This is a genomic window from bacterium (assembly GCA_035703895.1).
Lineage (GTDB): Bacteria > Sysuimicrobiota > Sysuimicrobiia > Sysuimicrobiales > Segetimicrobiaceae > Segetimicrobium.
The window spans coordinates 1-11,964 of the sequence record DASSXJ010000328.1; the positions used below are offsets into that span (position 1 = coordinate 1).

Here is an 11,964-nt window from a genome sequence, read left to right on the forward strand (position 1 = left end):
TACTCGCCGATATACGCAACGGTGGACACGATCCAGTATACGGACAGCCCGATCTGATAATTGACCGCGAAAACGCCGATCAGGATCGGCATAACAGCGAATAGTTTTGCCTGCCGCGGGTCTTGTATGGTCAATCGCTGCTGCCACAACGTCGTGATCGCCACCAATGCGGGGAACACCAGCAGGAGGAGCCACTCAGGGTGGTTGGGCAGGGCATGAGAGATCTTGTTCCACGGCGCCTCGTCGAGACGCATCCAGGGGATCCCAAAGACGGTGGCATCGCCGAACAATCCTTTTCTGACCAGCAACTGGAAGAGCGCCCACAAGATCGGGATCTGCACAAGCGTCGGGAGAATGCCCCCCAGGGGATTCACGTTGTGAGCACGATAGAGCGCCATCATCTCTCGGTTGAGCGCCCGCGGATCATCCCGGTACTTGCCCCTGAGGGCTTCCATCTGTGGGGCCAGGGTTTGCATCGCCTTCATCGAGCGCAACTGCACGCGGGTGAGAGGGTGCAGGACAAGCTTGACGAGGAGCGTGAGGAGAATGATGGCCACGGTGTAGTCATGCGCGAACCCATAGAGAAATCTTAAGACGGCGTTCAACGTCTCGACGATCGGATTAAGGACACTCAACGAATGAGGCCTCCTCGGCCGTCGGGCGCCAGGTCACGTGATGGGGCGGCGAAGAAGATCGAGGCCGAGGGCCGCCGTCCACGTGAACTCGGATCCTCCCAACCCCGCTCCCGTGTAGGCGTGATAGTATTCGTAGATTCCCGCGGAGCGGACGAGGTCGAGGGTCGCATCCGCGAGCCCCCGAGCTTCCGTGCGCAGGCCCAGCGCTTCCAGCCCGCGGGCCAGGAACCAGTTGGTGTTGACCCATGCCGGGCCGCGCCAGTACCGGGCGGGATCGAACGCCGGCTCAGTTGGAGGCGTGGACGGGACCATGCGGCACCCTGCACTGCGCGATTGGTACTGGGCCAGGATCGATGCCGCCTGGCCGGCGTCGACGAGGCCTCCCCAAATCGCCCCCAGGCCGGCGACCGTGTCGACGGGGATTTGAGCCTGACCCGTCACGTCGTAGTCCCGGAAGAGCCCGGCCCCCTCATTCCACAGCGTCGCGTGATACGCGTCGTGGAACGCGTGAAGGTCCGTTTCGCTCAGCGCGGCGGCCTTCCCCACGGCGTGCGCGATGCGGTTGAGGTCTACCGCCGCCAGATACCAGATGGCATTGAAGAGGGCGTCGTAGACGGCGAACGGCGCTTCGGCAAGTCGCGCGCCCCCCTCATACCCGCTTGCGGCGATCTGCTCGACCAAGTACATATAAAAGTCATAGTCCGCATCAACCGGCCGTTCCGCGGCGTGGACGACGGTCGTATCCCGGCGCCGATACGGGCGGGATGGCCGGTACCCTTTTCGAACGGCGAAGTCCCACCGAGGACTATTGTCGAGTCCGCTCTCCCACGGATGGATGATGGCGACGAGCGGCGAGCCGCCGACCGTCCGGTGGCGGGGAAAGTACAGGAGCGCATCCCGCAGTGGATCGAAAATCCGCGCCCACCACTCGTGCCGCACGCCTTCGACCGGCTGCAGCAATCCTGCAAGATAGACCGCCGTCGGAAGGACCAGAGGCTGCGCGATCCCGTTCGTGATCTCCCCGCTCCTGCGCACCGGGACGTTCGGCCACCACTCCGGTCCGGGAAAATAGTCCGCGGTGTCCGGATTGTAGCGGATCGCAGGGAGCATACCGTTGATCCATTGGCCCGCCAGCAGCGAATCCACCTCGCGCACCGCACGCGCCCAGTCCACATGCGCCCAGCCGATCGCCGCGAACGCGCTGTCCCAGTTCCATTGGTGGGGATACAATCGGGGGCTGGGTTTCGTGTAGCCCCCGAGGTCGTTGGTGCGGAGCACGTCCTGGGCTGCAGTGATGAGATCCGCGTCGGTCGTCATGCGGCTACGCGTCGAGCGCGTCGCCCGTGCGAGGGTCGAAGAGCCTGATCCGCGCCGGATTGAGTCGAAGCCACACCGGGGCCCCCGAGTCGGCGCGAAACTCCTCCGGCGCGGTCACCTTCAGCGATCCCCCGGCCGCCTGCACGGTCAGGAGCTGGTGAGGGCCGACCGGCTCGAGGACCACCAGCCGGCCCGGAATCGCGTCGGCCGAGCTATCGAACCCGACCGCGATGTGCTCCGGCCGGACGCCCAGCAGCACGCTCGCGTCCGGTGCGGCGGTGGCCGCAGCGTTCGGGTCGAGCGGGATCCTCACGCCCCCGACCTCGACCGCGCGACCTCTCGCTCCGGCGCGTACCGTCCCCTCCACGAAGTTCATCGGTGGGCTGCCGATGAAGCTGCCGACAAACCGGTTGGCCGGCGTCCCGTACACGCGGGCCGGAGTGTCGCACTGGACGATCCGTCCCTCTCTCATGACCGCGATGCGCTCACCGAGGCTCAGCGCCTCCACCTGGTCGTGGGTGACATAGACCGTGGTGGATCGTATCTCATGGTGCAGCCGCTTGAACTCGGCGCGCATCTGCAGCCGCAGCAGCGCGTCGAGGTTGCTGAGCGGCTCGTCCATCAGCAGGACCTGGGGCTTCATCACGATGGCGCGTGCGACCGCGACACGCTGGCGCTGGCCGCCCGACAGCTGGGCCGGATGGCGGTCGAGCAGATGGTCGATCTGGAGCAGTGCGGCGCCTTCTTCCACCCGGCCGCGTACTTCTCCCGATGGCAGGCGGCCCATGCGCAGCCCGAAGGCGATGTTCTCAAAGACGGTCATGTGGGGGAAGACGGCATAACTCTGGAAGACCATCGCGATGCCGCGTGCGGCCGGCGGCGCGGTCGTGACGTCTCGGCCGCCGATGATCACGCGGCCGCCGTCTACATGTTCCAGGCCCGCCAGGCAACGCAAGATCGTCGTCTTCCCGCAGCCGCTCGGTCCCAGCAGGACGACGAACTCCCCCTCCGAGATCTCCAGGGAGACGTCGGCGACCGCCACGACCTTTCCGTACACTTTGCGCACCCGGTCCAAGTGGATGGTCGCCACGTCAACCCGTCCTCCGCGTCATCGCACGGTGATTCCCCACAGCGTCAGCAGGTAGCGCCGGATCACCAGGATGATGATCAGGGCCGGGATGATCATGAAGAAACCCGCGGCGAAGCGATAATCGAGGGGTGCCCCCGAGCCTAGGGCTCCGACCGAGTTCATGACCAACGCCGGCAGCGTCCGGTTGCGGACGGTCAAGATGGTCGCCGCGAACACCTCGTTCCACGAGAGGACGAACGTGAAGATCGCGGCCGCCGCGAGACCGGGCAGCGCGATCGGGAGCGCGATCCGCCGGAACGCCGCGAGCCGGTTGCATCCCAGCGTCATTGCCGCTTCCTCGAGTTCGTATGGGACCCCGATGAACACGGTGGTCGTGATCACGACCGTGAACGGCAGCGCAAGCGCCGTATGGACGAACGCAACGCCGAGCAGCGTGTCGTACAACCCCCACGAGATGAACGCCACGGCCAGCGGCACCGCCAGGATGGTCGCCGGGAACGTCTTGGTGGCAAGGATGGCCAGGCGAAACCCCTCCCGGCCCGCGAACCGAAAGCGCGACAGCGCGTATCCGGCCGGCGCTCCGACGAGGACGGAGAGGAGAATGGTCAGCACAGCCACCAGCAGGCTGCGCTCGGTGGACTCGAGGACGCCCTGCGTGCGAAAGAAGAAGCGGATCGTCTCCAGCGACCACGGGTGCGGAATGATCGACCGCGGCCACGTATACAGTTGGGAGCGGGTCGTCAGGCTGGCCACCGCGACCAGCAGGAGAGGCACCAGGACCCACGCCGTCAGCAGGGCGACGGAAATCCCCAGCAGGGCGCGCCGCCCCGCGGTTGTCATCCGCGGGCCGCCTCCACGTCCCGCGTGCGCAGCAGCCACAGGTAGATCACGGTGATCGCCATGGACAGCGTCATGATCACCACGGCGTAGGCGCTGGCGACGTTGGGGTTCCGGTACTGCGAGTATTGAAAGTAGGCTTCGCCGGCCAGGACCGGCACGATCCGTCCGGCCAGGGTGATGACGGTCGCGAACAGCTGAAACGCCAGGATCGTGCGGATGATCAGGGCGGTCTGCAACGCGGGCCGCATTAGAGGAAGCGTCACGTAGCGGAGCTTCCGCCAGCCGGTGGCGCCGAAGACATCCGCCGTTTCAAAGTAGTCTTTCGGGATCAGCTGGAGGCCGGCGACGAGGACGATCATCACGATCGCCGTCGCCCGCCAGACCTCAGTGGCGATCATCGCCCCGTACAGCCAACCAGGGTGTTCGGGTGAAAGGAACGTGATCGGCTGCGAGACCCAGCCCATCCCCCGGAGGGCGGCGTTGAGGTAGCCGCGCTCCGTGAACACCGAAAGCCAGATGAGTCCGGCCGCGAGGTCGGAGATGCCGAGCGGGATCGCGCAGGCGTACAAGAACCACTCATGGCCACGAAACCGCGCGTTGACGAGCAGGGCAATCGCGAGCCCGAGCGCGACCTGTAGGGGGATTGTGATCGCGGTCAGCACGAGGCTGTTCCGCAGCGCGTCGCCGAAATACGTGTCTTGGGCCATGGCCTGGAAGTGGCGGAGGGTGAAGCCTCCGTCCTCGCCGCGGACGCTGATGAGGAGCGCCTGCACCATCGGGTAAACGAAGAACACAGAGAGAAAGGCAACGGTGGGCAGCAGCAGCGCATACGGCAGCCAGTCCACCGAACGCCTAGACCGATCCGCGGCCGCGGCCATGGGGGGCGGGGAGAGGGGTGCGCTCCCCGCCGCGCTCAGGGGCAGGCTACTCCACCCGGCAGGGGCGCTCCTCGGGGTCGGGCGGCGGGCAGGCCGCGTTCGTGGCGCGGTACAAGTCCGCGAGCTTCGCACCTTGGGCGGCCAGGACATCCTCGATCTTTCGACCCTGGACGGCGATCTGCCGGAACGTGTCCACGTACAGCGGCACGAATTCGCCCGACCGGGCGCCGAGCCCGATCGGCAGGAGGGCGGTCCGGGCGTCGCGCGCGGTGGCCTGCGCGGTGACGCCGTCGATCATCGCCTTGAGTCCGCCAGCGGCGACCGCCCCGCTCGCTTCACGCACCGTGGGGAAGAAGGCTACCCCCTGCAGCGTCATGACCTGCGTTTTGGGCCGCGTCAGGTACTCGATCACCCGCGCCGCGGCATCGGGGTTCGGCGAGGTCTTCGGAACGCCCAGGCCGGCGATCACCGCCAGGTAGGAACGCCCTTTCGGCCCGGCCGGCGAGGGGAGGACGACGAAATCGTTGGGCCGGTCCCGCAGCGCGGGCAAGAGGCGCGCCACATGATCCCAGGCGACCCAGACCTCGCCCAAGAGCAGCGGTTCCTGCATGAAGTTGTAGAGGAACGATGAGGGATGGCTCACCCCCCACAGGCGGCGCAGATACCGCCACATCTCGACCGCTTCGGGCGACTTGAACTTCTTCACCTGCGAGCCGGTAAACGATGGATAGGCGTACCCGTGCAGGAAGCGTCCGTACAGACCGGTTGGTCCCGAAGGGAAGCCGATCCGGCGCTGACCGGTTGCCTGCTTGATGTTCTCGCCCCACTGCAGAAGATCATCGTACGTCATCGCCTGCGGGTTGCGGCCGCGCGGGAAGTACGGCATGGCCTGCTTGCTGGCGACGATCAGGTACGTCGCCTGCATCCACGGGACGAACGCCTGGATCCCGCTGATCTGCCCCGACTTCACGACGTCGGGGACAAAGGTGCGATCCCGGCGCCCCTCCAACTCGCGGAGCAACGGCGCGACATCGCGTACCGCACCCTGCGCCACGAGCAGCGGGTAGTCCCCCTGGAGGGTGCCGGTGACCGCCACGGAACCGCGCCCCGCCTTCGTTTCCGCGAGCAGCCGGTCGATATACGGGCCCGCCGTGTCGGCGACGAACTGGACGCGGATGCCGCTTTCATCTTCGAAGGGTTTCAAGAGGGTGGTACGCGCCCATTCCTGCTCCTCGACGGGCGTGAGCTGTGTCGAGGTGAATGTCACCTCCTGGGCTGGAGCCGAGGACGTCGGCGCAGCACCGAGCAGCAGGGCGAGGCACGCCACGAGCAGCCCACACCTCATTCGATCGCCTCCCTTTGCCGGCAGCACGAAAATGGATGGGGCGCTCGCGCCCCAACGGGTTGGTGCGGGGGGTATTTCGGTATCTCCGGGCGCGGACCCCTGCCAGGCTAGACGGGAAACCCCTCTCCCAGTCCGATCATGTGGGCGGCATAGACGTAGGCGCCGGCGTTCCAGGCAAACGGGATCTCTGCAGTGTAGAAAGACCGGGAGATCGGCTTCCCCGCCTGGTCGTACACTTCGTTGACCCCATTGTGCCGGAGAAACCAGGTGCCGATGCGGGCGAGATCGGCAAATGCCCCGTCGCGGTCTCCGTACCGCGCCTTGCAGACCGCGTTGAGCGTCCCGAGCCACGGCCAGATCATCGTTCGGTGGTAGTCGCCGATCCCGGCGAGGTAGTACATTGGAAAGACCCGCCAGAATCGGTAGATGGGTTCGCAGACTCGCAGCGGGGTATCGGTGTCGAGCCGGCGGGTGCGAATGTAGTCGAGGATGCACCGAGCCTGATCGGGGGTCGCCACCCCAAAGAGCATCGCGAGGACATTTCCGTCGGAGGAGAACCCGCCCTGTCTGTTCCCCCAGATCCAATCGGCGAAGTACTCGCCGGTCCAGAAGATCTGCAGGCGCTCATGGACGCGGGCGGCCGCCCGGGTGAACTCTTGTGCCGCCTCCATCTCGTGGTTCATCGTCTTCAAGGCGGCGTAGGCCCGCAGGCCCTCGTAATAGATCACGTTCAGATTGAACACCTTGTTGAACTTGACGATCGAATCCATCCAGTCGGCGAGCCAGTAGCTCTCGATCAACCCGTCGCCGTCCCGGTCGTGACGGTTGAGCCAGCCGATGGCCCGATCCATGACCGGGTCGAATCGCCGGAGGAATGAGAGATCGCCGCTCCGCTCGAGATACTCCCGAGCGGCGATGATGAACAGCGCGCTGGGATCGATCGGATCGGAAAAGATCCCCCCGGCGCGCCCGACCACCTTCGGGCGGCTTCGCAGGGTGTTGTAGCCGGTAAAGTGATGCCCGACGAACTCCACGCGGACCGGCAGCTTCCCTGACGGTAACTGATATTTAATGAAGGTGTCGAGTTGCGCCAGCGCCTGCGCGTGGTCGCCCAGGGCGAGTGCGCCAAACGACGCCCAGAACCCATCGCGGGCCCAATAGGCATTGAACTTCAGCCGCCCGGCCACGATGCCGTCGGGATTGTAGCAGGCGCGGAGATCGCGCACGGCGATGCGGTACGCGCGGCGAATGGTGTCGATCGTCTCGGGCTGGTCCATCGCTCCGGCGGCTCCTCTCTCTTGAGTGTATGCCCGAGACGCTCCCTCGAATGCGGCCTGGGGGAGGACATTGCGACCTACCTCGCCAACCCCCCACCTGGTATGGAATACGGCATCACGTTGCCTGGGGCCGGGCCCCTCGCGACCTCTGAGGCGTTGATGGCGGTCGCGACCCTCGCGGAGTCGCTCGGCTTCACTTCGGTGTGGGTGACCGACCACATCGCCATCCCCGAGCGCTCCTCGAGCGCGTACCCGTATCGCGACGATCGGAAGCCTCCGTGGCCTCCCAACATTCCGTATCTCGACGCCCTCACGGCGCTGACATGGGTGGGGGCGGTGACACGCACGATCCGGCTCGGCACCTCGGTGCTGGTGCTCCCGATGCGTCCTCCCCTCGTCGTCGCCAAGTCGGTGGCCACCCTGGATTATCTCACGGGCGGTCGGGTGGTGCTCGGCGTCGGGGCCGGGTGGCTCAAGGAGGAGTTCGAGCTGCTCGGGCAGTCCTTTGAGGACCGCGGACCGCGCATGCGCGAAGCCATCCGAGTCCTCAGGGCCTGCTGGGCCGATGATCCCGTCCACTTCGAGGGTGCGCATTACCGGTTGGCGCCGTTCGGCATGGATCCCAAGCCCCGGCAGGGCCCACGGGTGCCGATTCTCGGCGGAGGCGAGGGCGATGTGGCGTTGCGCCGAGCCGCAGAGGTCTGCGACGGATGGCATCCGTTGAATCTCTCGCCCGAGCAGGTCCAGGAGCGCTTGGGCCGCCTCCGCGAATTTGCGGATCGTGCGGGACGGAAGTTTACCGATTTGACGCTGGCGGTCCGGCCGGGGCAGACCGTGGTGCTCACGCGAGATCTGGCATCCCGGTACGACGCGTTGGGGATCCAGGTCCTGGTGGCCGATCTCAACTACCGGCAACTCACGTTGCCCGAGGCGCTGACGCAGGTCGGCCACCTGGCGAAAGCCCTGCGGCTCTCGTGAACGGGCGCACCGTGCACCACCCAACGATCATCCTCGCCTCGGCGTCGCGACGTCGAGGGGCACTGCTCGCGTCCGCCGGGATCGTGGTGGAGGCGGTCTCTAGCCGCATCCCCGAACACTTCATTCAAGGGGAGTCCGCGCAGGATCACGTCCGGCGATTGGCTGAGGCCAAGGCCCGGGCCGTCGCAGAGCTGCACGACGGCCGCTTCTTCATCGGCGCCGACACCGTCGTCGTCTGCGGCGACGAGGTGATGGGCAAGCCACACGATCGGCGAGACGCGGAGCGGATGCTGCGCAAACTCTCGGGGGGACCGCACGAGGTGATCACCGGATACGCGGTCTATGATGCGATGGAGGATCGAGTCCGCGTGGGCGCCGCGACGACGCGCGTATATTTCAAGGCGTTGGAGCCTCTGGAGATCGCCGCGTACGTGTCGACGGGGTGCCCCCTGGATAAGGCGGGCGCGTACGGGATCCAGGGGCGCGCCGCCTACATGGTCGCGCGCATTGAAGGTTCCTATACAAACGTCGTGGGCCTTCCCCTGTGCGAGACCGTCGACACGCTGGTCCAAATGGGCGCGGTGTCGTACGCGTCCGGCCACGACGGCTGAGCGAGAAGGAGCGCGCGGCATGCCCCGGGTTGTTCTGCTGAATCGGATGCTGCACCGGGCGGGTCAGGAGTGGCTCGAAGCCCGGGCCGACGTGATCGTGGTTCCCGCCGATGCGCCTCCGGATCGTCTCGTCGATGCCCTGGCCTCGGCCGAAGCGGTTGTCGTCCGACTCCCTGCCCGGATCACCAAGGAGGTGATCGCCGGCGCCCCCAGGCTCCGAGTGATCGCCACGGCCGGCGCGGGCGTCGACAATGTCGACATCACCGCGGCGACGGCGGCGGGAGTGCCTGTCGTCAACAACGTCGGGATCGGTCCGAACCCGGTGGCCGAACACGCCGTCGGCCTCATGCTCGCCCTCGCCCGACGGATCGTCATGGGGGACAAGCGACTGCGGGGCGATGGGTGGGCGTGTCGCGATCAGTTGCTCGGCCGGGACCTGGGGACGGAGCTGTCGGGCAAGACCGTCGCCATCGTCGGGTTCGGCTTCATCGGGCGCCGGGTCGCGGCGATGTGCACGGCGGCATTTGGCAACCACGTGCTGGCGTTCGACCCGTTCTTGGACGATGGCCCGTTCGCGGCGGCCAAGGTCGAGCGGCGCCGAAGCCTGCGCGAGCTCCTCCCCGAGGCGGACTTTGTCACCGTGCACGCCCCGCTGACCGATGAGACGCGCCACATGATCGGCCGGGCGGAACTCGCCACGATGAAGCCGACCGCGTATCTGATCAACTGCGCGCGCGGAGGCCTGGTCGATCCCGAGGCGCTGTACGAAGCCCTCCGCGAGCACCGGATCGCCGGTGCGGGGATCGACGTCTTCGAGCCCGAGCCGCCGCCGTCCACCCATCCACTCTTGGGGCTGGACAACGTCATCGTGACCCCGCACCTCGCCGGGTTGAGCCACGAAACGAACCGTCGGCTGTCGATGTCGGCGGCCGAGCAAGTGCTTCAGGTGCTGGCGGGCGACCGGCCGCCACGGCTGGTGAACCCGGAGGTATGGGACCGCCGCCGCAAAGCCTAGTTCAGGAGGACATCATGCCGACACGGAAGCGCCCCAGGACCCGCACACGCGAAAGCGCCCCCTCGCGCCCACCGCGAGGGCCGCGCGATCCTCGGTCCGTGATCCCGGAGTTGCGCGACGTGCGCAAGAATCAGGTACAGACCGGGGACGAACTGAGGGACGCGAACGTGCCGATCGCGACCGAGCCCGCGTTTGTGTTTCAGCCCTAGCCGATGGAGACGCCGCTCTATCTGACGATCAGCGAGCTCCGCGACAGACTGCGCCGCAAACAGTTCTCGGCGGTCGACCTCGCGCGCGCGGCGCTCAACCGGCTCGAGTCGCACGGCGGCCGCTACAACGCGGTGGCGACCATCATGCACGATCGCGCGATGCGAGAAGCCCGGGCAGCCGATCAGCGGCTGCAGGGCGGGCGTGGACAGGGTCCGCTCACCGGGATCCCGTACGGCGCCAAGGATCTCCTGGCGGCGAGAGGCGCGCGGACCACGTGGGGGGCGCCTCCCTTTGCCCGCCAGGTGCTCAATTACGACGCGGCGGTGATCGAATTGCTGCGCCGGGCCGGAGCGGTGCTCGTGGCCAAGCTCGCGATGATCGAGCTGGCCGGGGGTGGGGGATACCGGTATCCCTCGGCCTCGCTTCAAGGGCCCTGCCGCAACCCTTGGAATCTCGAGCACTGGTCGGGAGGGTCGTCGAGCGGCACGGGGGCGGCGGTCGCGGCGGGTCTCGTCCCGTTCGGGATCGGATCGGAGACCTCGGGCTCGATCCTGTCGCCGTCCGCCAACTGCGGAGTGACAGGGCTGCGGCCGACGTACGGGCTGGTCAGCCGTTATGGGGCGATGGCGCTGGCCTGGACGATGGACAAGATCGGTCCGATGTGCAGAAGCGCCGAGGACTGCGGGTGGGTGCTCGAGGCGATCGCGGGGGGTGACCCGCGCGATCCCGGATCGGCGGGGCGCGGATTCAGCATGCGGAACGCCCGGGCCCGTCGGTGGTCGGGGGTACGCATGGGGTACGTCGGGGACGACTTCGAGGAGGGTGTGCACCGGTCGGCGCGGGCGGCGATGCGGGAGGCGATCGCGGCGTTCAGGAGCCTCGGCGTCCGGTGGAAGCGTCTCTCGCTGCCTGCGCTCCCGATCGACGCGACGGCGAGGACGATTATCCGCGCCGAAGGGTCGTCCGTGTTTCGAGACCTGATCGCGAGCGGGGGCGTCTGGAAGCTTGTGGACCGGCGACAGGCCATCGGGCTGCGCGCGGGCCTCGAGGTGACCGCGGTCGAGTACCTGAGTGCGATGCGGGTGCGGCGGATGCTTCAGGATGCGTTCCGCCGGATCTTTTCCGAGGTCGACGTGATTCTCGCGCCCACGCGCTTTGCGCCGGCGGGTCGGATCGACGAGCCGCTCGATCCTCAGTGGCGAACCCGGTCGCCGGCAGCCGGGCGCTCGACGCGACGTGGCGCGCGGGGCGGCGGGGGGGTCGCGCTCGTCCCCGCGGGCAATCTCGCCGGCATTCCGGGGCTCTCGCTTCCATGCGGGTTCAGCACCACGCAGCTGCCCGTGGCCGTCCAGCTCGTCGGCCGGCCATTCGAGGAGGCCCTTTTGATCGCTCTCGGTCGGGCCTATCAGTCGATCACAGACTGGCACCGCCGGACTCCGCCGATCCCGTCAAAGCCGGAACCCCGCTCGTGAACCGCCGGACCGCGGATGTCGTGGTCATCGGGGCCGGCGTGATGGGGGCGAGCGTCGCGTATCACTTGGCCCGGCGAGGGTGCCGCGACGTGCTCGTGCTGGAGCGGTTCGGGTCGTCCGGATTGGGCAGCACCGGCAAGGCGACGGGCGGGTTCCGCTGTCAATTTACGACGGAGGTCTACGTCCGGGTGTCCCTGCTGGCCCGGGAGCGGCTGCGCCATTTCAAGGAAGAGTTCGGCGTCGATCCCGGCTATCGCCCCGTAGGGTACCTCTTTATGGTAAAGAACGCGGCGCAA

Annotated in this window: 13 protein-coding genes; 6 read left to right on the plus strand and 7 right to left on the minus strand. The window is 67.2% G+C overall.

What is annotated here, in order from left to right; all coding sequences use genetic code 11:
- The 7 genes from VFP86_21680 to VFP86_21710 form a co-directional block, all read right to left on the minus strand.
- A partial coding sequence (locus VFP86_21680; protein HET9002260.1) for a YidC/Oxa1 family membrane protein insertase occupies nt 1-635 on the minus strand: 635 nt, incomplete at its 3' end.
- Between the two features lie 33 nt (nt 636-668).
- Nucleotides 669-1,952 (minus strand): trehalase family glycosidase, encoded by a 1,284-nt coding sequence (locus VFP86_21685; GenBank protein HET9002261.1) that lies wholly within the window; start codon nt 1,950-1,952, stop codon nt 669-671.
- Between the two features lie 4 nt (nt 1,953-1,956).
- Nucleotides 1,957-3,042 (minus strand): ABC transporter ATP-binding protein, encoded by a 1,086-nt coding sequence (locus tag VFP86_21690; protein ID HET9002262.1) that lies wholly within the window; start codon nt 3,040-3,042, stop codon nt 1,957-1,959.
- Nucleotides 3,043-3,060: 18 nt separating this feature from the next.
- A complete protein-coding gene (locus VFP86_21695; GenBank protein HET9002263.1) occupies nt 3,061-3,882 on the minus strand; it encodes a carbohydrate ABC transporter permease in 822 nt (273 codons plus the stop codon).
- The gene (locus VFP86_21700) at nt 3,879-4,727 is read right to left on the minus strand and encodes a sugar ABC transporter permease (GenBank protein HET9002264.1); all 849 of its coding nucleotides are present in this window, start codon (nt 4,725-4,727) and stop codon (nt 3,879-3,881) included. The genes VFP86_21695 and VFP86_21700 overlap by 4 nt, the downstream gene beginning before the upstream one ends.
- A 79-nt stretch (nt 4,728-4,806) precedes the next feature.
- A complete protein-coding gene (locus VFP86_21705) occupies nt 4,807-6,105 on the minus strand; it encodes an ABC transporter substrate-binding protein (GenBank protein ID HET9002265.1) in 1,299 nt (432 codons plus the stop codon).
- 107 nt (nt 6,106-6,212) lie between these two features.
- Nucleotides 6,213-7,382: a hypothetical protein gene (locus VFP86_21710; GenBank protein HET9002266.1), complete on the minus strand. Its 1,170-nt coding sequence runs from the start codon at nt 7,380-7,382 to the stop codon at nt 6,213-6,215.
- Between the two features lie 102 nt (nt 7,383-7,484).
- Here VFP86_21710 and VFP86_21715 point away from each other — a divergent pair, with 102 nt between their 5' ends.
- The 6 genes from VFP86_21715 to VFP86_21740 form a co-directional block, all read left to right on the plus strand.
- A complete protein-coding gene (locus VFP86_21715) occupies nt 7,485-8,360 on the plus strand; it encodes an LLM class F420-dependent oxidoreductase (GenBank protein ID HET9002267.1) in 876 nt (291 codons plus the stop codon).
- An 11-nt stretch (nt 8,361-8,371) separates the two neighbouring features.
- On the plus strand, nt 8,372-8,971 hold the full coding sequence (locus VFP86_21720; GenBank protein HET9002268.1) for a Maf family nucleotide pyrophosphatase: 600 nt from the start codon (nt 8,372-8,374) through the stop codon (nt 8,969-8,971).
- Between the two features lie 19 nt (nt 8,972-8,990).
- A complete protein-coding gene (locus tag VFP86_21725) occupies nt 8,991-9,986 on the plus strand; it encodes a hydroxyacid dehydrogenase (protein ID HET9002269.1) in 996 nt (331 codons plus the stop codon).
- Between the two features lie 14 nt (nt 9,987-10,000).
- Complete coding sequence (locus VFP86_21730; protein HET9002270.1) at nt 10,001-10,195, plus strand: hypothetical protein; 195 nt, start codon at nt 10,001-10,003, stop codon at nt 10,193-10,195.
- Between the two features lie 3 nt (nt 10,196-10,198).
- Nucleotides 10,199-11,668, plus strand: a complete 1,470-nt coding sequence (locus VFP86_21735) for an amidase (GenBank protein ID HET9002271.1) — start codon at nt 10,199-10,201, stop codon at nt 11,666-11,668.
- Nucleotides 11,665-11,964 (plus strand): FAD-dependent oxidoreductase (locus tag VFP86_21740; protein HET9002272.1); only part of this gene is annotated, 300 nt, incomplete at its 3' end. The genes VFP86_21735 and VFP86_21740, both read left to right, overlap by 4 nt.